17 protein-coding genes and 2 pseudogenes are annotated in these 21,259 nt (G+C 62.9%); 13 read left to right on the forward strand and 6 right to left on the reverse strand.

Going from position 1 to position 21,259, the window contains the following annotated elements; all coding sequences use genetic code 11:
• Nucleotides 1-2: 2 nt before the first annotated feature.
• Together HAP54_RS46070 and HAP54_RS46075 are read left to right on the forward strand one after the other, a co-directional pair.
• Nucleotides 3-833: an ABC transporter permease gene (locus HAP54_RS46070; RefSeq protein ID WP_166297986.1), complete on the forward strand. Its 831-nt coding sequence runs from the start codon at nucleotides 3-5 to the stop codon at nucleotides 831-833.
• Nucleotides 830-2,455 (forward strand): ABC transporter ATP-binding protein, encoded by a 1,626-nt coding sequence (locus HAP54_RS46075; protein WP_166297987.1) that lies wholly within the window; start codon nucleotides 830-832, stop codon nucleotides 2,453-2,455. Before HAP54_RS46070 ends, HAP54_RS46075 begins: the two co-directional genes overlap by 4 nt.
• 16 nt (nucleotides 2,456-2,471) lie before the next feature.
• On the opposite strand, the gene HAP54_RS46080 is transcribed toward HAP54_RS46075, so the two are convergent.
• The 4 genes and pseudogenes from HAP54_RS46080 to HAP54_RS46095 form a co-directional block, all read right to left on the reverse strand.
• The gene (locus tag HAP54_RS46080) at nucleotides 2,472-3,617 is read right to left on the reverse strand and encodes a fructose-1,6-bisphosphatase (RefSeq protein WP_166297988.1); all 1,146 of its coding nucleotides are present in this window, start codon (nucleotides 3,615-3,617) and stop codon (nucleotides 2,472-2,474) included.
• 214 nt (nucleotides 3,618-3,831) lie between these two features.
• On the reverse strand, nucleotides 3,832-4,659 hold the full coding sequence (locus HAP54_RS46085) for a 6-phosphofructokinase (protein WP_312022775.1): 828 nt from the start codon (nucleotides 4,657-4,659) through the stop codon (nucleotides 3,832-3,834).
• Between the two features lie 145 nt (nucleotides 4,660-4,804).
• A pseudogene (locus tag HAP54_RS46090) lies at nucleotides 4,805-5,020 on the reverse strand (6-phosphofructokinase); the annotation flags it as partial.
• Nucleotides 5,021-5,242: 222 nt separating this feature from the next.
• Entirely contained in the window at nucleotides 5,243-6,610 is a 1,368-nt protein-coding gene (locus tag HAP54_RS46095; protein WP_166307132.1) for an NAD(P)/FAD-dependent oxidoreductase, read from the reverse strand.
• 135 nt (nucleotides 6,611-6,745) lie between these two features.
• Between HAP54_RS46095 and HAP54_RS46100 the strand changes: the two genes are divergently transcribed.
• The 6 genes from HAP54_RS46100 to HAP54_RS46125 all read left to right on the forward strand — a co-directional run bounded on the left by HAP54_RS46100 (nucleotide 6,746) and on the right by HAP54_RS46125 (nucleotide 13,376).
• Entirely contained in the window at nucleotides 6,746-7,600 is an 855-nt protein-coding gene (locus tag HAP54_RS46100; protein ID WP_166297989.1) for a VOC family protein, read from the forward strand.
• A gap of 121 nt (nucleotides 7,601-7,721) precedes the next feature.
• Nucleotides 7,722-8,786, forward strand: coding sequence for an IS630 family transposase (locus HAP54_RS46105; RefSeq protein ID WP_166204319.1), 1,065 nt, complete (start codon nucleotides 7,722-7,724; stop codon nucleotides 8,784-8,786).
• Nucleotides 8,787-8,836: 50 nt separating this feature from the next.
• Nucleotides 8,837-10,159: an ABC transporter substrate-binding protein gene (locus HAP54_RS46110; protein WP_166297990.1), complete on the forward strand. Its 1,323-nt coding sequence runs from the start codon at nucleotides 8,837-8,839 to the stop codon at nucleotides 10,157-10,159.
• Nucleotides 10,160-10,323: 164 nt separating this feature from the next.
• On the forward strand, nucleotides 10,324-11,175 hold the full coding sequence (locus tag HAP54_RS46115; protein ID WP_224741504.1) for a carbohydrate ABC transporter permease: 852 nt from the start codon (nucleotides 10,324-10,326) through the stop codon (nucleotides 11,173-11,175).
• On the forward strand, nucleotides 11,172-11,996 hold the full coding sequence (locus HAP54_RS46120) for a carbohydrate ABC transporter permease (protein WP_166297991.1): 825 nt from the start codon (nucleotides 11,172-11,174) through the stop codon (nucleotides 11,994-11,996). The genes HAP54_RS46115 and HAP54_RS46120 overlap by 4 nt, the downstream gene beginning before the upstream one ends.
• A gap of 543 nt (nucleotides 11,997-12,539) precedes the next feature.
• Nucleotides 12,540-13,376, forward strand: a complete 837-nt coding sequence (locus HAP54_RS46125; protein WP_166297992.1) for a hypothetical protein — start codon at nucleotides 12,540-12,542, stop codon at nucleotides 13,374-13,376.
• 105 nt (nucleotides 13,377-13,481) lie between these two features.
• Here HAP54_RS46125 and HAP54_RS46130 read toward each other — a convergent pair whose 3' ends face one another.
• A complete protein-coding gene (locus HAP54_RS46130) occupies nucleotides 13,482-14,825 on the reverse strand; it encodes an IS1380-like element ISBdi2 family transposase (RefSeq protein WP_166204320.1) in 1,344 nt (447 codons plus the stop codon).
• A gap of 115 nt (nucleotides 14,826-14,940) precedes the next feature.
• Between HAP54_RS46130 and HAP54_RS46135 the strand changes: the two are divergent.
• Together HAP54_RS46135 and HAP54_RS46140 are read left to right on the forward strand one after the other, a co-directional pair.
• Nucleotides 14,941-15,309 (forward strand): annotated as a pseudogene (locus HAP54_RS46135) (helix-turn-helix domain-containing protein); the annotation flags it as partial.
• Between the two features lie 104 nt (nucleotides 15,310-15,413).
• On the forward strand, nucleotides 15,414-17,372 hold the full coding sequence (locus HAP54_RS46140) for a serine hydrolase domain-containing protein (protein WP_166297994.1): 1,959 nt from the start codon (nucleotides 15,414-15,416) through the stop codon (nucleotides 17,370-17,372).
• A 217-nt stretch (nucleotides 17,373-17,589) separates the two neighbouring features.
• Here the strand turns inward: HAP54_RS46140 and HAP54_RS46145 are convergent, their stop codons facing one another.
• On the reverse strand, nucleotides 17,590-18,552 hold the full coding sequence (locus HAP54_RS46145) for an AraC family transcriptional regulator (RefSeq protein ID WP_166297995.1): 963 nt from the start codon (nucleotides 18,550-18,552) through the stop codon (nucleotides 17,590-17,592).
• Nucleotides 18,553-18,768: 216 nt separating this feature from the next.
• Between HAP54_RS46145 and HAP54_RS46150 the strand changes: the two genes are divergently transcribed.
• From HAP54_RS46150 to HAP54_RS46160, 3 genes are all read left to right on the forward strand, one after another.
• Nucleotides 18,769-19,539 carry an alpha/beta fold hydrolase gene (locus HAP54_RS46150; protein ID WP_166297996.1) on the forward strand — a complete coding sequence of 257 codons (771 nt, stop codon included), beginning with the start codon at nucleotides 18,769-18,771 and terminating at the stop codon, nucleotides 19,537-19,539.
• Nucleotides 19,540-19,730: 191 nt separating this feature from the next.
• Nucleotides 19,731-20,606, forward strand: a complete 876-nt coding sequence (locus tag HAP54_RS46155; RefSeq protein WP_166307136.1) for an alpha/beta fold hydrolase — start codon at nucleotides 19,731-19,733, stop codon at nucleotides 20,604-20,606.
• A gap of 51 nt (nucleotides 20,607-20,657) precedes the next feature.
• A complete protein-coding gene (locus tag HAP54_RS46160; RefSeq protein WP_166297997.1) occupies nucleotides 20,658-21,152 on the forward strand; it encodes a DUF302 domain-containing protein in 495 nt (164 codons plus the stop codon).
• Nucleotides 21,153-21,259: the final 107 nt, after the last annotated feature.

Consider the following 21,259-nt stretch of genomic DNA (forward strand, 5'->3'; position numbering starts at 1 on the left):
CGATGGACGCGATGAAACGCTACTTCCGCAGCCCGGCCGCGGTGATCGGCCTGATCCTGCTGCTGCTCGTGATCGCGATGGCTGTTAGCGCGGGCATTCTCTATCCGCGGGATCCCCTCGCTTTGGCGGGCCGGCCGCTGGTCTGGCCGTTTTCCAACCCACGCTTCCTGCTCGGCACCGACAATTCCGGCCGCGACATCGCAGCTCAAATCTTTTACGGCGCGCGGATCTCGCTCCTGATCGGCGGGGTCGCCACCGTGATCGCGATCCTGATCGGCATCCTGGTCGGCGCCTTCGCCGGCTATTATGGCGGCTGGGTCGACAATGTGCTGATGCGGATCACCGAGGCATTCCAGACCCTGCCGAACTTCGTGCTGCTGCTGGTGCTGGTCGCGGTGTTCGGCTCGACGCTGACCACGGAGACAATTGCGGTCGGCGTGGTGTCGTGGCCGGCGCCGGCGCGGCTGACCCGCGCCGAATTCCTGTCACTGCGCAACCGCGAATTCGTGCAGGCGGGCAAGACGCTCGGCATGAAGGACGTCCAGCTGATCCTCGGCGAGATCCTGCCCAACGCACTGCCACCTGTGATCGTCTATGCCAGCGTGGTGATGGCGGTCGCGATCCTCTTGGAAAGCGCGCTGGCGTTCCTGCGGCTGTCCGATTCCAACGTCGCCTCCTGGGGCAACCTGATCGGGCTCGGCCGCGATGTGCTCCGCGTGCAATGGTACGTCTCGGCAATCCCCGGCATTGCGATCCTGGTCACCGTGCTCGCGGTGTCGCTGGTGGGCCAAGGCCTCAACGATGCGCTCAATCCGAGGCTGAAGAGCCGATGAACGAGACGGTCCTTTCGCTCGACGGACTGACGGTGCGCCTGCCCAAAGGCGCCGACCGGCCGCATGCGCTTTCCGACGTTTCCCTGTCGATTGCGTCGAATGAGATCCTCTGCGTGGTCGGCGAATCCGGCTCCGGCAAATCGATGATGGCGAACGCCATCATGCGGCTGCTGCCAAACGAGGTGACCATCGAACAGGGCCGGATGCTGTTCGACGGCCGCGACCTCTGCGCCGCAGATAGCGCCGCGATGCGGGAGGTGCGCGGCGCCGGGATTGCGATGATCTTCCAGGAGCCGATGACGGCGCTCAATCCGCTGCGCACCATCGGCGACCAGATCGGCGAGATGTTTGCGATCCACACCGCCCTGTCCAAGGCCGAGATCGCTGCGCGGGTGCAAGCGCTGCTCGAGGACGTACGCATCCCCGATCCCAGGGCCGCCGCAAAAGCCTACCCGCACGAGCTCTCCGGCGGCCAGCGCCAGCGCGCCATGATCGCGATGGCGCTGGCGCTCGATCCCAAACTTCTGATCGCGGATGAGCCGACCACCGCGCTCGACGTCACGACGCAGGCGCAGATCCTGAAACTGATCCGTGATTTGCAGCAGCGCAAGAAGACGGCAGTGCTGTTCATCACCCATGATTTCGGCGTGGTCGCAGAGATCGCCGACCGCGTCGTGGTGATGCAGCACGGCGTGATCGTCGAGCAAGGCGCGGCCGACAAGGTGCTGAACGATCCGCAGCATGCCTATACGAAGCAACTCATATCAGCGGTTCCGCCGCTGAAGGCGCCGCCGCCGCGTATCCTTTCCGGCAAGGATATCCTGACCATCGACGGCGTCTCCAAAACCTACCGCACCGGCGGCTTCCTCGGCCGCGGCGCGCGGGTCACCGAAGCAGTCAAGAACGTCTCGCTGCATTTGCCACGCGGCGCGACGCTCGGCATCGTCGGTGAGTCTGGCTCGGGCAAATCGACGCTCGCCCGCTGCATCGTGCGGCTGATCGATCCCGACACCGGTTCGATCGTGCTCGACGGCAAGGATTGGGCGAAGCTGACGCGCGAGGAAGTACGCCGCGAGACCCGCTACATCCAGATGGTGTTCCAGGATCCGTTCGCCTCGCTCAACCCGCGCCGCAAGGCGGCCGAGCTGGTGGCGCAAGGACCGATCGTGCACGGCACCGACCGCACCACGGCGATCGCGGAAGCACGAAAGCTTTTCGAACTGGTCGGCCTCGACCCATCCGCCGGCGACCGCTTCCCGCACGAATTCTCCGGCGGGCAGCGGCAGCGCATCGGGCTTGCGCGGGCGCTGGCGCTGAAGCCGGACGTGCTGGTCGCCGACGAGCCGGTCTCGGCGCTCGACGTCTCGGTGCAGGCACAGGTGCTGAAGCTGCTTGCCGGGCTGCGCCAGCAGCTTGGCCTCTCTATCATCTTCATCACCCACGATTTGCGGGTTGCCGCGCAGATCTGCGATCTTGTCGCCGTGATGAAGGACGGCGCCGTGGTCGAGCAAGGGCTGACGGCCGAGGTGTTCGGCCAACCGCAGCATCCCTATACCCAGGCGCTGCTCGCGGCGATCCCCGGCGGCGCGTTCGCGCGCGAGCACGACACCGCAACCGTGTAGCCGGGCACGCGCGGCCCTACTCCGCCGCTTGTGGCTTGGACTCCTCGCGCAGCCGGAAGCGCTTTAGCAATCCGGATACCGTGTCGCGGAAGCCGCCATATTCCAACTCGGAATAGGGTAGCATCGCGGCACCGGACCAGCCCTGGCTGCGCATCTCGATCGCCTTGCGCTGGGCGCGCTGGCGGACCTCGTCCCACGCAAGGTTGTCAAAGAAATCGGTATAAGACTCCGAAAACTTCCCGTCCCGGTCGACCGAGAAGCCGACGCAGGAAACGATCGGCAGGCAGTACATCCCCGTCACCGGGGTGTTGAGCGGCACGGGCATGAGCGGCATCACATGCGAGCCGCGCGCATCGCCGCCCACGAAGTGCGCCTTGGCGAATGGCGAGATGATTTCTTCGGGCGCCGCGAAAATGCCCTGGTTCCTGACGATCGCGACCGGATCATCCTTGCCGGTGTACTTGCCCGCGATGGAGTGAAGGCGCTGTGCCGAAACGGCGACGGCGACCTCGCCATAGGTTTTCGAGACGATGCGATCAATGCCGAAGCGCTCGTTGTCGCGAAGCAGCGCCGCAATGTGGTAGCCGTCCGCGGGCGCATCGAGTTCGATCACGCTGTCGCCGGCCGTGTTGTCCATATCGATGATATGGAAACGGAAGCCCTTGATCATCGGGGGCAGCATTAGCCCGGCGCAATACATGGGATCGGCAAAGGCCAGATAGAGCGGCAGGTTGTAGGCGCCAGGGCCGCATTTGTCGGCGGCGAACACCATGAAGGACTCCGCGGGTCTCGCGCCAGAGAGGCTGTGGTCGAAGCTGAGTTCGGCGACGGCCGGACCCGCGCCGCGAACGTTTCCGGAAGGGGCGTCGACGAGAAGATCCTGGCCGGCGCCGTAGAGCCCGGAGGTCTTCGCAACCGCAGTGGCCGCGAGAAACGTCTTCCAGGCGAATTGATGGACCTCGGAGCTCCCTTCGCCCCGCGTGTGTGTCATGATAATCGCAATATCGTCGCCGGTATGGCGGACGAAACCGTCGATCAGGAGACCGTTGTCGATCGCTTTCGCGACCTCCCCTTCGACAGCCGCCATCATGCGCGCAGATGGTTTCGTATGGCCCCCAACGGAGCCAATGTCAGCCTTGATGACCGAAATTGTGAGTTTCATGAGCATCCCTCCGACCGCAGCTCAGCGCCTTCGCCTCGGCGCTCGCTGCGCCGGCGACGGCGCGCTCATTCGCAAAAAGAACGTTGTGTGGTGCGACAGGTTCCCTGTGCAGGATCCACGCGGGATTATGGCCCCGCTGCCGGCTTGTGTCGATGCGCGCCAACGACACATTCGGAATGGCCAGCCATGCTCGATGGGGTTACCACCTGCCGCGCTAGAAAGCGCGGTTGAGAAAGATCGGCAAGCCCCGCTTGTTGGAATAGAGAGGACGGTAGCGCTCCGTGTTGTACGCGCTTGCGACGTCCAATTTGCGCGGCCCGAGCTTGGCGTCAGGGATCGGCACGAGGTCGTAGCGGCCCTCGACCAGCGCCGACATGAGGCCGGTCTTGCCTTCCAGGATTGCATCGTAAGCCATGTTGCCGAACGTCAGCGCCACAAGCTTGTCGATGAAGTCCGGATCGCCTGACCGCAGGTCGTAGGTGAGGTCAGAGACGATGGTCTCCTCGCCGGTGCGCCGCTTGATCTCGTCCGCGAACGCTTCGGCCACGCTCGCCTTCCTGCGGTGACCGTAGGCGTCAGGCTCGCCGAATTCCTGCACCTTGTAGCCCTCCCACTCGGCGCCCTCGCTGAGCACGATCAGCGCGTAGTTGCTTGGGTTGCGGTGCTTATCATCGAGGAGAAGCTGGATCAGTTTGTCGAGATTGACCTTGTACTCCGGTATGGCGCATCGGATCGAGGTTGCGTATGCGGTATAGAGTGCCGTAAAGCCGGCATCGCGACCAAAGACGCGGAAAATGCCAATTCGCTCGTGCGAGCCGACGGTGGTGCGCTGGCGCTGGATGGCATCGCTGGCACGGGTGATCGCGGTCGAGAAGCCGATGCAGTATTCGGTGTTGCGAACGTCGTTGTCCATCGTCTTCGGGATGGCAATGATCTTGACGCCTCGCCCGTTGAGCTTGTCCGCGTAGCTGAGAGTATCGTCGCCGCCGATGGCGATCAGATGTTCTGATACCGAGCCCCGCGAGATTCGCCAGCACCTCACTGGTGAGGTCCCACGTCGTGGTTGCGATGCCACCCTTGGTGCTCTGGGAAACCGGAAAGTCGTGGCCCGCGAGATGATCGGGCAACTTCTTCATTTTGGAGGGATTGGTGCGGCTCGAGTGCAGCACGGTGCCGCCGCGCCGGTCGATGACGCGCGTGTTTTCGCGGTTCAGCGGGATGATGTAATGGGACTTGCTGGCCGGGTCGTCGAGGTTCAGGTGTGTGAGGGCCTCCCAGCCGCGGCGGAGACCGACAACCTCGATGTCGTCCTCGCTGCCGCGATAAGTCACGCTCTTGATCACCGCGTTAAGGCCGGGGACGTCTCCGCCGCCCGTGAGAATACCAATGCGCTTCCTCGCCATGCCCACCTCCCAGGAATCGGTATATGGCAATAATGCCTGCGTCGCGTCGGGGTTTCCACAACGCTATCCGCCAACGGCGGAATCCTCGTGATCGCGGCGTTCCACCGGACCAGTTTGGGCTCCCATTCTTCGGAGCACGGTGTTGCCTGACCAGTCCTCATCTCGGGCGGCTGGCCCCTCCATGCTCTATATCTCGCGCGCTTGGCGCGACGTTGATCCGCGTCACCGCGACCGGCGCGAGGCGAGGAAATACTCCGCCCAGCGCAGCAATTCGAAGCGATCGCGCTTGATCAGCTCCTGCGCATCGCGGCGCCGATAGAGCACCAGCATCCAGGGCGCGAGCTTGCGCAGCAATCCATGCGCCATGTATTGCACCGGCTCCGTGAACGGCAGCGCCAGCTCGCTTTCCGGCATGCCCTGTACCGCCCGCGCCAATTCGCGGCCGAGCGGAATCGTCAGCGCGACAGCGCGGCCGTTGCAGCCGGTCCAGCCATAGGCGTTCGGTCCGAGCCGGTGCATGCGCGGCAGGAAATCCGCCGTCATCCCGACATAGCCGTTCCAGACATAGTCGAAGGAGACGTCGCCGATCTGCGGCCATATCAGCTGCAACCGCTCGGCCACCCGCGCCTTGAGCCGCCCGGTCTTGTCTCCCGGGCCGAGCACGGCGCCGCCGGTGACGAAGCGATTGCGGGCGTCGTAGCGCGCAAAATACAGCTCGCCATGGGTGTCCGACATCGCCTGCCTGGCGGGGATGATGGTCTTGCGAACATTGTCCGACAGCGGCTGGGTCGCCATCTGCCAGGACAGCACCGGCATCACCTCGGTTGCGATCTCCGGCACCAGCGATTTCGCGAACTCGCCGCTATAGGCATTGGTCGCGACCACCAGCGCGCGACCGGAGATTTCGCCCTGCTCGGTCTTCACCACCCAGCGATCGCCGCGGCGCTCGAAACTGAGCGCCGGCGAACGGGCGTAGATACGCGCACCGAGGCCGAGCACGGTGCGCGCAAGGCCGCGCGCCAGCGCCAGCGGATTGACGTGACCGCCGCTCCTGTTCCAGAAGCCGCCGTACCACGAATCCGAGCCGAGCATGTCCCTGGTCTGATCGCGCGACAGCAGTTCGACCGGCGCGCCGAATTTCGACCATTGCTGCACCCGCCGCTCCGCGATCTTGATGCGGCCCAGCGAATGCACCGGCTGCACCCAGCCGGCCTGCTCCTGCTCGGCCGCGATGCTGTAGCGCCTGACGACGTCGAACAGATCAGCGGCACTGTCGCGCAGCATCGCGACGAAGCGCTCGCCGGCCGCGCCATGCCTGGCAATGATGTCATCGGGATCGGGGCGTGACAGCGTCGGAATCACCTGGCCGTTGTTGCGGCCGGAGGCGCCCCAGCCCGGCTCGGCGGCCTCGACGATCGCGACGTCGACATTGGCCTCGCGCAGATGCAGCGCGGTCGATAGACCAGTGAAGCCGCCGCCGATGATGACGACATCAGCCTGCTGCGCGCCGGTCAGTTCGGGGCAATCGGGGCCGGGCGGCGTCACTGCTGCCCAGAGCGAATTGGGCCAGCGCACGGCATTGCTGTTCATCATGATCCTTTCTTGCGGGGGCCTGCGCGTTCTGGTTAGATTTATAGCGTTTTCGAGCGAAGTGGATACCGGTTCGCGTGAAGAAAACGCGTCAAAACAAAAGCCAATCCCTCATTCCAGCCGGGAAGACAAGAAGTGGCACTCAAGAACGTCATCGGAATCGATCACGCCGTGGTCATGGTCAAGGACCTCGACAAGGCCGCCGAGAATTACAAGCGGCTCGGCTTCACCGTGTCGCCGCGCGGCACCCACAGCGCGCATATGGGATCGGGAAATTACACCATCATGTTCGATCCCGATTACATGGAATTGCTCGGCGTGCTGACGCCGACAGAACACAATGCTCCGGCGCGCGCCTTCCTCGAGAAGCGCGGCGAAGGCATCGAACGCATCGCATTCACCGCGGTGGATTCCGCTGCCGGTGCCGAGGAGATCCGCGCCCGCGGCTACACGCCGATCGGGCCGACCGATTTCGAACGCCCGGTGACGCTGCCGAACGGCACCGTCTCCGCGGCGAAATTCCGCACCTTCCAGTGGCCGACCGCGGAAGCGCCGGGCGGCGTCCGCATCTTCGCCTGCCAGCACAAGACGCGCGAGACGGTGTGGATTCCCGAATTGATGACGCACGCCAATGGGGCAAAACGCCTCAAGCAGGTGCTGATCGTCTCGCCCGATCCCGCGACCGATGCCGCGCATCTCTCCAAGATGATCGATATCGCAGTCAGGCACGATGCCGACGGCGCCGTTGCGGTGCCATCCGGCGGCGACCGCGCTGACTTCGTGTTCCTGACCAGGGATCAACTCGGCAAGCGCTACCCCGGCGTATCGCTGGATGGGCTGCCTGAGCGCGGCGGCGCCGGCCTCGTGATCGCGGCCGACCTGGCGGCGACCGAGAAAGCACTGGCCGCAACCGGCGTGAAGAGCGGCAGCAGCATCACCGTCCCGCCGGCCGCCGGCAACGGCACCCTGCTCGCCTTCGTCAAGGCATAGCTGCCATACCATGCGCGGCGCAGCGGCATGCGAGAGCGCCGCGCATGTGGGGACTAGGCAGACGAACTTCACACGCTAGTACCTACTGTTCTTAAAGCGTGAGTCGTGATTCAAGGTCGGGATGATACCCGAAGCAAGAGAAGTCCACCTTTCGAGGAAAGATCGCAAGGTGCTTGAGGCGTGTTGCCGCTCCCCGGTGACGTTGCAGCGCGATTTGAAGCGGGCGCGGATAGTTCTGTTGGCGGCGGATGGACGCAGCACTCGGTCGATCGCCAAGGAAGTTGGGGTCCAGCCGCGGATTGTCAGCCTTTGGCGGCATCGCTATGCCGACCAAGGCCTTGAAGGGCTGCAAGACAAGCCGCGACCGGGCAAGCAGCCAATCTATACGAAGGCCACCGACAAGCGGATTCTGAAGCTGCTGGACAAGCCGCCGCCGGACGGGTTCGCACGCTGGACCGGGCCCCTGCTGGCCGGGGCGCTGGGCGATGTTGACGTCCAATATGTCTGGCGGTTCCTGCGCAGCCACAAGATTGACCTCGCGGCTCGTAAGTCCTGGTGTGAGAGCAACGACCCGAACTTTACGGCCAAAGCCGCCGATGTTGTCGGCCTCTATGTCGCCCCGCCCGCGAAGGCCATTGTGCTGTGCGTGGACGAGAAGCCCTCGATCCAGGCTTTGGAGCGAGCGCAGGGTTATCTGAAGTTGCCCAATGGCCGCGCCTTGACCGGCCAGAGCCACGATTACAAGCGGCATGGCACCACAACATTGTTTGCGGCGCTCGAAGTCGCCACCGGAAAGATCATCGCGGCGCATTCAAAACGCCGACGCCGCGTCGAGTTTCTCGACTTCATGAACAGCGTCACCGCGGCTTTTCCGAACCGGAAGCTTCACGTCATCCTCGACAACCTCAACACCCACAAGAAGAACGAGCATTGGCTCAAGGCCCACCCCAACGTGCAATTTCATTTCACGCCGACAAGTGCGTCTTGGCTCAATCAGGTCGAGGTATGGTTTTCGATCTTGCAGGGGCAGTCGCTCAGCGGCACCTCCTTCACAAGCCTCACGCAGCTTCAGGAGCACATCGATGCCTACGTCAACGCATACAACGACAGAGCCGAGCCCTTCGTCTGGACCAAGAAAAAGGTCCGTCAACGCCGTTTCAAAGGCCGCCGTATCACTCAGCTCTGATTCTGGGTACTAGTATCCCTCCCAAACAAGAACCGTCCTGGGAGAGAAACATGTCGTATCACCTGATCTCGCGCCGGCAGATGCTGGCCGGCACCGCCGCCGCCGGCGCGGTTGGATTGACCGGATTTCCAGCCCGCGCCGAGGTCAACTGGAAGAAATATTCCGGCACCACGCTCGAGGTGATCCTCGCCAAGGGGCCGCGCGGCGACAATCTGCAGAAGTACATCAAGGAATTCACCGAGCTTTCCGGTATCAAGGTCGAGTCGGAGCAGATTCCCGAGCAGCAGCAGCGCCAGAAATGCGTGATCGAGCTGTCCTCGGGCAAGCCGAGCTTCGATGTCGTTCATTTGAGCCATCACGTGCAGAAGCGGCAGTTCGAGAAGGGCGGCTGGCTCGCCGATATGAGCGGCTATCTCAAGGACCCGAGCCTCACGCCGCCTGATCTCGCCGAAAGCGATTTCTCCGCGGCCGGCCTGCAATATGCGCGCAACGACAAGGGCCAGATGTTCTCGCTGCCGTGGTCGGTCGACTATTTCATCCTCTACTACAACAAGGAGTTGTTCCAGAAGAAGGGCGTCGAGGTCCCCAAGACGCTGGAGGAGATGGCGGTCGCCGCCGAGAAGCTGACCGATCCGAAGGAAGGCATCTATGGCTTCGTCGGCCGCGGCCTGCGCAACGCCAACATGGCGATGTGGACCAACTTCTATCTGAACTTTGGCGGCGAATTCCTCGATGCCAAGGGCAACATTTTGACCGATGGCCCCGAGGCGATCGAGGCGACAAAGCTCTATCAGCGGCTGCTGACGAAATCCGCGCCGCCCGGCGTCGCCGGCTTCAACTGGATGGAGTCGATGGCCTCGTTCACGCAGGGACGCTCGGCGATGTGGATCGATGCCGACGGCTGGGCGCCGCCGCTGGAAGATCCCGCCGCCTCGCGCGTCGTCGGCAAGGTCGGCTACACGTTGGTGCCCGCCGGCCCCAAGGGCAAGTTCTCCTCGACCTATGGCGACGGCATCGGCATCGCCGCGGCGAGCAAGAACAAGGAAGCCGCCTATCTGCTCTGCCAATGGGTGGTCTCGCGGGGACAAGGCGCCCGCCTGCTGCAAGCCGGCGGCGGCGTGCCGTTCCGCAACTCCATCGTCGACGATGCAGAGGTCGCCAAGGGCGTGAAGACCAAGGAATGGCTGCAATCGGTGATCGACTCCGCCAAGATCTCGAAGCTCGGCCTGCCCGTCATCATCCCGGTCGCCGAATTCCGCGACATCGTCGGTGCGGCGCTGACCGCGACGCTGTCGGGCGCCGATCCCGCCACCGAGCTGAAGAAGGCGCACGAGCAATTCCGCCCGATCCTGGAGCGCAGCGAAAAAGCGTGAGCGTGGTGACACAGGCTGAGTCGGCGGCGGAGGCCAAAGCGTTTTCAAGCGAAGTGGGTACCGGTTCGCGTGAAGAAAACGCGTCAAAGCAAGACTCCAGAGCCGGAGGCTCTGGAGATGCCGCGCCGGCGCGTGAATGGCGTCCGCCGTCCTACTGGCCGTTCGTGATTCCGGCGCTCGTCGTGGTGCTGGCGGTGATCATCTTTCCATGGGTGTTCACGATCTGGATGAGCATGCAGGAGTGGAAGGTCGGTTCGCCTACCATCTTCGTCGGCCTCGCCAATTATTTGCGGCTGCCGACCGATCCGCGCTTCGTCGAGGCGGTCGGGCACACGCTGTCCTACACGGCGCTGTCGGTGCTGCTGCCGCTGGTGTTCGGCACGCTGGCGGCGGTGGTGTTTCACCAGAAATTCGCCGCGCGCGGCTTCTGGCGCGGCATCTTCATCATGCCGATGATGGCGACACCGGTGGCGATCGCGCTGGTGTGGACCATGATGTTCCACCCGCAGCTTGGCGTGCTGAACTACCTGCTGTCGCTGGTCGGCCTGCCGCCGCAGCTCTGGGTGTTCAACCCGGCGACCGTGATCCCGTCGCTGGTGCTGGTCGAGACCTGGCAATGGACGCCGCTGGTGATGCTGATCGTGCTCGGCGGCCTCGCCGCGATCCCGACCGAGCCCTATGAGAGCGCGCAGATCGACGGCGCCAATTTCTGGCAGGTGTTCCGCTTCATCACGCTGCCTTTGATCATGCCGTTCCTGTTCATCGCCGGCATGATCCGCATGATCGATGCGGTGAAAAGCTTCGACATCATCTTCGCGATCACGCAGGGCGGCCCGGGCTCGGCGTCGGAAACCATCAACGTCTATCTCTACAGCGTCGCCTTCGTCTATTACGACCTCGGCTACGGCTCGGCGATTGCGGTGGTGTTCTTCCTTCTGATCGTCGCGCTGGCAGCGCTGCTGCTTTACTTACGCAAGCGCATGCTGTGGACATCAGAGCTCGGAGACGGCGCATGAACCCGCGTCAGATTCTGGGCCGGATCGGGCTGTGGCTGTCGGTGTTCGTCATCGTCTCGCCGGCGATCCTGTTCTTCCTCTGGATGGCCTCGCTGTCGCTGAAATTCGAGATCGACAACGCCTCCTATCCGCCGGTGTTCATCCCGGAGCATTTCGCCTGGAAGAACTACGCCGACGTGTTCGCCTCCAACCGCTTCCTGACCTATTTCACCAACAGCCTTGTTGTCACCGGCTGCGCCACGGGCCTTGCGATGCTGGTCGGCGTGCCCGCCGGCTACGGCATTGCGCGGATGGCCGCACATAAGTCGGCGATCGTGATCCTGATCGCGCGCATCACGCCGGGCCTGTCCTACCTGATCCCGCTGTTCCTGCTGTTCCAGTGGCTCGGCCTGCTCGGCACGCTGGTGCCGCAGATCATCATCCATCTCGTGGTCACGGTGCCGATCGTGATCTGGATCATGATCGGCTATTTCGAGACCACGCCGCTGGAGCTGGAGGAAGCCGCGCTGATCGACGGCGCCACGCGCTGGCAGGTGTTCCGCCATGTCGCGCTGCCGATCGCCAGGCCCGGGCTCGCGGTCGCCTTCATCCTCGCTGTGATCTTTTCCTGGAACAATTTTGTGTTCGGCATCGTGCTGGCCGGGCGCGAGACCCGCACGCTGCCGGTCGCGGTCTACAACATGATCTCGTTCGACCAGCTGAGCTGGGGCCCGCTCGCCGCCGCCGCGCTGATCGTGACCGCGCCGGTGCTGCTGCTCACCGTGCTGGCGCAACGGCAGATCGTCGCCGGGCTCACCGCGGGCGCGGTGAAAGGCGGCTAGAGCAATATGAGTTATGGGGCCGCCGCGGGGGGCGCTGGCAAAATATCGAAAACAACCCCATGCAAAGTAGCCGGCGGCGGCCAGCGTTCGACCAAGCAACTTGACAGGTCGGGCAACTCAGGGGCATTCTTCTAATATTCCGAAATTGCGCAAACGTCCCGTCGCCCCAAGGCTATCGCATATGGCATTTGGGGGCTTCTGCAACTGACGCTTCCACGCCGCAGGCGGGAGAGGGAACGCGCCTTATTCGCGGCCGCAGCCCAGGTCGTGTACTCATAAAATGGGAAGCCGAGAAAGGCGCAGTGTGATGTCCGCTCATCCTCCAACAGCTGCCCAAAGGCGCACATCGCGGAAGGTCCGAGCCGGGCCAAAACCCGAAGTGGCCATTGCGAGCTGGCTTTCGGACATCAACTTCTGAGCCGGATCGGGGCTCTTTCAGTTCGTAGCCGCTTCGAGATTATCTGACGACTCGACATCAGTTGCGCCCAGGGCGTATGAGCGAGCCTACGCGGCTCAACAATGGCATTCGGAGTATTTCCGATCGTGGGCACCAACGGTTTGATGTCGGTCGATCTAGGGTTACGGGGCGCCGTCGTCGCACTGTGTCTGCTGATCGCAGCCCTGGCGCTGCGCGATCGCCGTGACAGCACTGCCGCACTGCTGGGAGCCGCGCTCGCGATCGGCGCCGCGGCTTCGATGATCTGCTCGACGCCGACATTCCCGCGGCCGTTTGCGTGGTGGGGCCTATTGCTACTGGCGTTGTCCAGCGCGAACTGTGTTGTGTTCTGGCTATGGGCGCGTGCTGCCTTCGACGATGATTTCGTCCCGCGGTTCTGGCATGGCGTCTTGTGGGCAGCCGTCGTCGTCGCGCAATGGCTGGACGCCAGCGGCATCACACGATCGGCCGCGCTCGAGCTTGCGATCGAACGCACGCTGTCGTTCACCTCTCTCGGCCTAACGTTGTTGGCGGTAGCGCAGGCGCTTGTCACCTGGCCGGCGGACCTGATGCAGGGCCGGCGTGGGCTCCGGCTGGTCGTATTGATAGGGGCGTCGGCCCAAATCGTTCTCAACTCTTACTTGAGCTTCTTGCAGCAGCCCTCGAATCCCACTTTTTCCATGACTAGCGTCGCCAACGTTCTCGCTCTGTTCGTGTTGGTCGGCTTGAGCGCATGGAATCTGCTAGAAGCGGGGACGCGAGGAGGTTCGATCCTGCTGCCCGCGACAAATGTCCGCTTCGGCGCGCCAGCCAAGGCGTCTGACGATCAGAGCAAGCCTGCCACGATTGAACCGGCTCTCTTGCGCCGGTTGGAACAGCTAACCCGTCCTATTCGTGAGAGTGCTTTTTTTAGTCCGATTGATGTGGCCGCACATCTGCTCTGACGAGGCGCGCGGGATTGCCTTCGGCTTTTCACCGCCTGACCGACCCGTACTTTGCAACGCGCTTGAGGTGTAGGTTGGGCGAACGGGGGGCGGACGCCCCGCCGGTCAAGGACCGAGCGGCAGCAGCGCGCCTGGCAAGCCGCGGATCAGGTCGGCTTCGGGACAGGCCGCGGCAAACGCAAGGCGAATGCGGCTCGTGGTCTCGACCACACGGGCAGCGAGTTTCAAGAGACGAAGACGCAGCGTCGCGAACTCGGCTGTGGCCAATTCCCGGGCTTTGGGAATCGCGTCGCGCACGGTCAGCATCAGCCAATAAGCGGCGGTGTGGAGAACGAGGCGGACTTGATTGGCGAGCGCCGAACGGCAGCTGGTGCGATCGGAGGCGAGCTGTGTCTTATGCAGCTTGATCAGATTCTCGGCTTGGCCGCGCGCGCAATACAGGCTGTCGTAGATCCACTCGGCCGAGCCGACATCGAGGCTGGTGACGACGAAACGGATGTCGAGGCCGAGCATCGTCGCCTCAATACGGGCGACGGTACGCCGTTCGCGATCCCAGGACTTGGCCTTGTGGCGCGTCTCGGTATAGCCACGCAGAACCGGCAGGTTCTCGATGGCGCGTCGCGTGCGGATGTCGTCGGCGGCCTCGTCGAGTTTTCTGGCGAGCGGCTTGGTGCCGGACAGACCGAAGATGTAGTCGATGCCGTTGGTCTCGCACCACGCCATGGCCTCCGGCCGGGCATAGTGCCCGTCGCCACGGAACGTGATTCGCGTGTTGTGCCACCGCGTCCGGATATGCCGTATCAGGCGGCGCAGATGGGCACGCACCTCGACGCCGCCCGGCGTCTTGCCGGGCCGCAGCACGACCGCCACGGGCCGGCTCTTCTCCGTGTCGTAGACGTGGATCGGCAGGAAGCAGCGTTCGTCATAATGAGCGTTGAACAGCGAGAGCTGCTGATGGCCGTGGACGACATCGCAGGTATCATCGATGTCGAGCGTGACGGATGCCGGCTCGCGCGGGTAGCTATCCATCCATGCGTCGACCAAAGTGTAGGTCAGTCGGATCACGTCGCGCAGGCGCGGAGCATTCTCCAGCCGCGACAGCGTCGGTTGGGAACACAGATCGCGACCCGTGTCCGGCAGCCGTCCGCAGGCCAGCTTGAATGCGGGATCGGACCGCAGATGATCGAGGTCGTCGGCGTCCTCGTAGCCGCAGCAGATCGCGAACATGCGCGCGCGGAACATATCGACAAGGCTGTGCACGACCCGCGTCGGATCGCGCCGATCCGGGAACACCCGGGCCAAATTGTCGGCCAAGCCGAGACGCCGCTCGGCCATCGCCAGAAGCATCACGCCCCCGTTCGAGGTCAGCCGACCGCCATCGAAGGCAGCTGTGACTTTCTTGGCGTGAACGGCTGGAAACGAGAAGGGCAGAATCGTATCATCGGTCATGGCGGGCCTGGCGTTCGCGGTTGAGGTGATGGGGTTGGCTTTGCAACCGAATCCTACGCCGCATCAGCGCTTTACACCACGCTCGCCAGCCTCTCAGGCGCACTCTGACGAATAAGACGGGCTAATGACCGTCGAGCGTATCTACCGGCGTGAGCGATTGACGATTGGATTGCTATCCGCCGAGTTGGGCGTGCCGGACTACCGGTTGCGGCAGCTCATCAATGAGGGCCTCGGCTACCGCAATTTCAATGCGTTTCTCAATCATTACCGGATCGGGGAAGCCAAGGCAGCGCTGGTCGACCCCGAACAAGTAGAAGTCCCGGTGCTGACAATTGCCATGGACACAGGTTTCCAGTCGATCGGGCCGTTCAACCGCGCCTTCAAGGCCGCGACAAATTTAACCCCAACTGAATTTCGCCGCCTCGCCATGGCGGGAAATGCGGCCCCGGTAAACGATCGATTGAAGATCGGCCAGTCGAGTTGAGGAATCGGCCAGCCGGTTTGCGGGATTCGGCGAGAAGGAATCGAAAACATTCGACAGACTGATGGCGATCCTTCCTCGCAGTAGTTGCGCCAACGGGGCTCCCCATGCGAAATCAGCGGTTTGTCGTTCTATTGGCCGTGCTGGCGGCGCTTACACTCTGTCCGGCAGGGGCGGCGCTTGCCGACGATTTGCAGACTGTCGGCGACCCGGGCGCGCTCGGCTTTTCGGCGCGGCGATTGGCGCGCATGACCTCCTGGTTCGAAGCGCAGAGCGAAAAAGGCGATCCTTCCGGTTTTGTCGTGGGGATCGCTCGGGGCGGCAAGCTCGCCTATTTGCAAGCCACCGGCTTCGAGGACCACGACAAGAAAATGCCGATGCGGCCGGATTCGATCTTTCGCATCGGATCGATGTCCAAGCAAATCACCAGCGTCGCCACCATGATACTGGTCGATGAAGGCAAGCTCGACCTTGATGCTCCCGTGGCCCAGTATCTGCCGGAGCTCAGGGATATGCAGGTCGTCAAAAAGGATCCGGTCACCGGGGATTCGATCCTCTCGGATGTTGCGCGGAATATTTTTGAACCGGCGAAGCGTGCGATGACGATCCGGGACCTGCTGCGCAATACGTCCGGCCTCGTTTATGCTTCGCCGGACTACGCCGATCCCGGATTTGAGAATGCCGCGATTCACGTACTGTACGGCGCCAGGGCGCCGTTCCGGCGCGACAAGCCTATCGCGGACTTCGTCGCGAGCCTCGGCGCCCTGCCGCTTCTGCACCAGCCGGGCGAAGTCTGGGAATATGCCATCGGCTACGACGTGCTCGGCCGCGTCATTGAAGTCGTGTCGGGACAGCCCTTCGATCAGTTTCTGCAAAGCCGCCTCTTCGCGCCGCTGCATATGGTCGATAGCGGCTTCTCGGTACCGCAGGACAAGCTTGCCCGTCTCGTCGCCGTGCCGGGGCCGCAGCCCCAACCCCCTTTCGCGAATAGCGACGTCGGCAAGCCGCAGACGTTCTTCTCGGGCGGCGGAGGCATCGTCTCCACGGTTCCTGATTTTCTGCGCTTCTGCCAGATGCTGCTCAACGGCGGCGAGCTTGACGGCGTGCGTATCTTGAAGCCCGAAACGGTCAGGCTGATGACGACGAATTCGCTGCCACCCAAAATGTACATTGCGGGGCATGAAGTCGGTCCGGCCTTCGGTACGGGCTGGGGGCTCGGTTTCGCAGTCCGCACCAGCCCCGATTTCAGCTACATTCCGGGCGCAGTCGGAAGCTTCAACTGGCAGGGAAGCTGGGGCACGTTCTTCTCGATCGATCCGGCACAGAAGCTGATCCTGATCATGATGATGCAGCGGAGCGAGCACAGTGAGAACGGCTTCTATTTCGACGCCATCCGTCGCCTACCCTATGCGGCGCTGAATGTGCCTGAAGCGCCGGCGCCGGTTGCCTCCGGGCAAGGAAATGCCGGCGCGCTCGCCGAATATGTCGGACGTTACGTTTTCGGCGGGTCTGCAAGTTCGCTGGACAGGCAGACCTCGGTCGCCGACGGCAATGGTTGGACCGGTCTTGAGTCCGTTATCGCGGGCACCGATGGCCTCAGGGTGATCAAATTGGCCGACACCGGCCCTGCCGCGAAAGCAGGCGTCATGGCGGGAGATCTCATCACAGCGATCGACAACAAGTCGATCAAGGGCCTGACCTTGGAGGCGGCCTTTCGTCGGATTTCAGGTCCGGTCAACGCCGCGATCAAGTTCGAGATCATCCGCGCGACGCAGAGCGGTCCGCTCGTTGTTGCCTTTGCCCGGGAGGCGGTTCCTGCGCAGAGTGTCGCGCTTCAAGTCAGTGTCGTAGACGGCAAGCTCGTCGTCGAGGCAACAGGCCAATGGTCAATCCTCGATTTCGACAAGGGTCAGCCGACGCCCGTGGCGGTCCGCTCAAAGGATGAACTCCAGGTCGAGAGTGGCGATCACACGCGGATCGCCTTCGTCAGAGACGCAGCCGGCAAAGTCAACGGCGCGGTTCTCAATCCGGGACCATGGGAGCAACGCGGCGTACTCGCACAATAAGGCACACTGACAGCTGATGAAATTGGCGGGAGCTTGCGTTGCTCGAACATCAGGTGTCCGGCGGCCCGAGATGGTGGCGGTCCCGACTTCCGCTCAGGGTCAAAAGCCGCCGATAGCGACCGAACCTAGGGACTTCCGGTTCTCTTCGGAGAGCCGATTTCTCAGGGGTCATCCAGACCGTCATCTATGGGGCCATGAGCGTACATCTTGGCCAAGGTCATTCGGCAACTTCTGCTTCCTGAACGTCCCCTTGCCTTCCTCCGCCGTCAGATCGTCGAGCCGCTCGGTACCGGCCAGGCGATAGGCCGTGATGCCGGTGGAACAGCTTCGAAAACGCCGCCGCTGTCTCGTAACCGACCCGGCCCGCAATTCGTGCGATCGGCTCGTCGCTGGTTTCCAGCAGGAACGCTGCTTCCGCCATCCGGCGTTCGATCACATAGCGGTGCATGGACTGGCCGACGAGCCTGGTGAAGCGCGCGGAAAATACCGAGCGGCCGAGCCCCACGCGGTGGCCAAGGTCGCTCAGGGTCCAGGGGCGCTCCGGGTTTTCGTGAATCAGCTTGAGCGCCGGTCCGATATGCGGATCAGATATGGCCCCGAGCCAGCCGCCTTGTCCGGGGCTGAGAGACGCGATCCAGTTTCGGAGCACCTCGACAAAGAGCACTTCCGTCAGTCGTGAAAGCGCGACGCGTTGGCCAGGACGTTCGAGTGCGGACTCGCTGACCATGCGGCGCAAGATTGCTTCAAGCCAACCACCGTCCGCCGTCGGCTTCAGCAGGAGCACGGGCGGAAGTAGCTCCAGCACGCTACCAAACAATGGCCGTGACACCGTGAAATTTCCGCAAATCATGGTCGAGAGCGGCTTTGCACGGCCGCCGTGACGAACGACGCCAAGACGCGGCGACGATCGATCGATATCCATAATCCGCAACGGCTCGGCCCGGCGATCCGAATAAAAGACGTGGGGCTCTCCGCGTGTGATGACGACAAACTCGCCCTCGGTCATCTGGATTTCCTCTCCCTGTTCGAGCGCGAAGGTCGCCGAGCCCTGGCTGAGATAGTGAAACAGGGCGTAGGGGCGCGCCGGCAACTCAAGATGCCAGGGATGGCCGAGCTCGAAGTGAAAGAGCAGCGTCCCGCTGAGACGAACGCGATCGAGCACTTGGGCGAGGATATCCATGTCGCCGAGATTAGACCGGTGGACGATAGGACACAACATCCGGACGATTGATCTCTATCGTCCGAACGGCCGGCGGAATAGGTCACGTCGCGGCGGGCCGACATCACGTACGGCAACCATTTAGCCAACGGCAGATGGAAGAACCGCGACCTTGCTGGGAAACGCCTGTCCAGTCCCCCGGACAGTGTTCGTCCGACATGCCAACAGGAACAATCAATGCGAAATATCCTCCTCTCAGCCGCCACCGCACTCCTGGCCGGATCGACCTTGGTCGGCACCGCCCATTCCGCCGAACTGCCCAAGGGAACAGCCCACAACATCGTGCTCGTGCACGGCGCCTTCGTGGACCAGACGAGCTGGCAGCCCGTTGCCGATATTCTCACGAAGAAGGGCTACAGCGTCACGCTCGTGGAAAATCCGCTCACCTCGCTCGCCGCTGATGTCGATGCCACCAAACAGGCGCTTGCGAAGCAGGACGGCAGGACCGTTCTCGTCGGCCATTCATGGGGCGGCGTGGTGATCACGGAAGCCGGCAACGATCCCAAGGTTTCGGCGCTGGTCTATGTTTCCGCCTTCGCGCCGGAGGTCGGCGAATCCCTGGCGTCGCTGGCAAAGGCCGGCCCGCCGACCGAAGGCGGCAATGCGATCCATCCCGACGCGAAGGGCAATTTGTACATCGATCCCAAGGTGTTTCCGTCAGCCGTCGCGGCCGACCTTCCTCCGGAAATCGCTGAGCACCTGGCCAACTCGCAGCTTCCGTTGAATCACGTTGCGTTCGAAGCCCCCGTCGACATTGCGGCCTGGCACGACAAGCCGACGTTCTATGTCATCAGCACGAAGGACAAAGTCCTCGCGCCCGAGGCCCAGAAGTCGTTCGCAGCCAGGATGAAGGCTCAGACCACGGAAGTCGCCGGCAGCCATGCCTCGCTCGTCGTCCATGCGAAGCAAGTTGCCGAGGTCATCGAAAAGGCCGCGCTCTCGAAGTGACGGTACCGCTCCCGGCGCTGTCGCGCCGGGAGTGCGCACGCTCGCTCAGAGAATTCAGTACTCATCGGACCGCGACGGCGAAAACCAGCCAAGGCCGCGGAAGCGCCAGCGACTCCCGAAGGAAGGTCTCGGTCGCTGCGTCGCACCGGTCCCCCACTCGAATATTTTATGCCAAGCATCCGGAGGATGACATGACTCAACCCGACATCGCGCGCCAGGACGCCGCCACGCTCGAGACGGCGCCGACCCTCTACATCGAAGGCCACGGAATCCGCTTCGCCTATCGCCGCCTCGGCCCCGCTACCGGAACGCCGCTTGTTCTCCTGCAGCACTTCTCGGGCAACATCGATGCATGGGATCCCGCTGTCGTCAACGCTCTCGCCACCGATCGCCCTGTAATCGCATTCGACAACGCCGGGGTCGGTCGCTCGAGCGGCCAAACGCCCGACAATATCGCAGCGATGGCAAGAGATGCAGTCGCCTTCATCAATCTGCTCGGTCTTTCTGAGGTCGACCTGCTGGGCTTTTCCCTCGGCGGCTGCATCGCCCAGCAGATCGCCGCCGAGCACGGACGGCTCGTGCGCAAGCTCATCCTCGTCGGTACCGCGCCGAAAGGCGGAGAGGAACACCTGCTGGCGGTTCTGCGGGAAGCGTTTTCGCAAACCGATGCGCCGGACCCCCGTCTGCCGCTGTTCTTCACAAATTCGTCCGCCAGCCGGTCGTCCGGCTTAGCCTTCCTGAAGCGGACGAAGGTGCGTAAGGACGATCGGGACACCGATAACGGCAGCGCGGTCACCGATCCGCAGGCCAAGGCGCTGATCACCTGGTGCGCCACACCCGATCCCGAGCACGCCATTCTGCGCGCCATCCGTCAGCCCGCTCTTGTGGTCAGCGGCAGCCACGACACCATGCTGCCCGCGAACAACGCCTACGAAATGTTCAAGGAACTCAGCAACGCTCAACTGGTCCTCTATCCCGATTCAGGGCACGGCGCCCTGTTTCAGCACCACGAGATGTTCGTCAGCCACGTCCGGACCTTCCTCGATGCACAGCCCGCGGCTGCATGACACCCGGCGCATGAGAGGCACTTTATCCATGAGCGTTGTTACGGAGAACAAATGACAATCGCCAAAGTCGAGGTGGAGCGTTTCAGCCTCACGAGCTCAAAACCATTCGACGCTGTTGTGGCCGCGCTCAAGTCGGCGGTCGGGCAACCCAATATGGTCGAATTTTTCAAGGAGACGAGGGCGACAAAATCCTTCCCGGATTTGGAGCGCGTTGTACAAAGCGGCCTCGGCCGAACGGACCTTATGCTCTTCATGGAATTTGACCTGGGCGACATTCTACGTCGCGAAACCGGATCCAAGACGCCCAAGATCATACGGCTTGTGATCGGCAATCCACTCATCATGAAAGAAATGGTCAAGCACGTGCCCGATGCTGGATCCTACGCTCCAGTCACTGTGCTCATCGATGAGCGTCCCGATGGCGTGCACGTCTCTTATGACAAAATGGAGAGTTATCTGCTGCGTTATGGCAGCTCGGAAGCCCTTGCCGTCGCCCGAAATCTCGATGCGAAAATCACAGCCTTGCTACGCGAATGTGCAAGCTAAAACGTCCTGATGACGTTTTCGGCCGGTGGAAGTGGGTAACTCATACCAACCCGCGGAACGCGGCGGGTGTTGTCATGACGCGAGCAAGACGTGCGAAGGGAAATTCC

The organism is Bradyrhizobium sp. 2S1 (genome assembly GCF_011516625.5).
Lineage (GTDB): Bacteria > Pseudomonadota > Alphaproteobacteria > Rhizobiales > Xanthobacteraceae > Bradyrhizobium > Bradyrhizobium septentrionale.

Coding starts and splice junctions, on each gene's coding strand:
- HAP54_RS46070 (WP_166297986.1), top strand. CDS start 3: ATGGACGCGATGAAACGCTACTTCCGCAGCCCGGCCGCGGTGATCGGC.
- HAP54_RS46075 (WP_166297987.1), top strand. CDS start 830: ATGAACGAGACGGTCCTTTCGCTCGACGGACTGACGGTGCGCCTGCCC.
- HAP54_RS46080 (WP_166297988.1), bottom strand. CDS start 3,617: ATGAAACTCACAATTTCGGTCATCAAGGCTGACATTGGCTCCGTTGGG.
- HAP54_RS46095 (WP_166307132.1), bottom strand. CDS start 6,610: ATGAACAGCAATGCCGTGCGCTGGCCCAATTCGCTCTGGGCAGCAGTG.
- HAP54_RS46105 (WP_166204319.1), top strand. CDS start 7,722: ATGATACCCGAAGCAAGAGAAGTCCACCTTTCGAGGAAAGATCGCAAG.
- HAP54_RS46110 (WP_166297990.1), top strand. CDS start 8,837: ATGTCGTATCACCTGATCTCGCGCCGGCAGATGCTGGCCGGCACCGCC.
- HAP54_RS46120 (WP_166297991.1), top strand. CDS start 11,172: ATGAACCCGCGTCAGATTCTGGGCCGGATCGGGCTGTGGCTGTCGGTG.
- HAP54_RS46130 (WP_166204320.1), bottom strand. CDS start 14,825: ATGACCGATGATACGATTCTGCCCTTCTCGTTTCCAGCCGTTCACGCC.
- HAP54_RS46140 (WP_166297994.1), top strand. CDS start 15,414: ATGCGAAATCAGCGGTTTGTCGTTCTATTGGCCGTGCTGGCGGCGCTT.
- HAP54_RS46145 (WP_166297995.1), bottom strand. CDS start 18,552: ATGGATATCCTCGCCCAAGTGCTCGATCGCGTTCGTCTCAGCGGGACG.
- HAP54_RS46150 (WP_166297996.1), top strand. CDS start 18,769: ATGCGAAATATCCTCCTCTCAGCCGCCACCGCACTCCTGGCCGGATCG.
- HAP54_RS46155 (WP_166307136.1), top strand. CDS start 19,731: ATGACTCAACCCGACATCGCGCGCCAGGACGCCGCCACGCTCGAGACG.
- HAP54_RS46160 (WP_166297997.1), top strand. CDS start 20,658: ATGACAATCGCCAAAGTCGAGGTGGAGCGTTTCAGCCTCACGAGCTCA.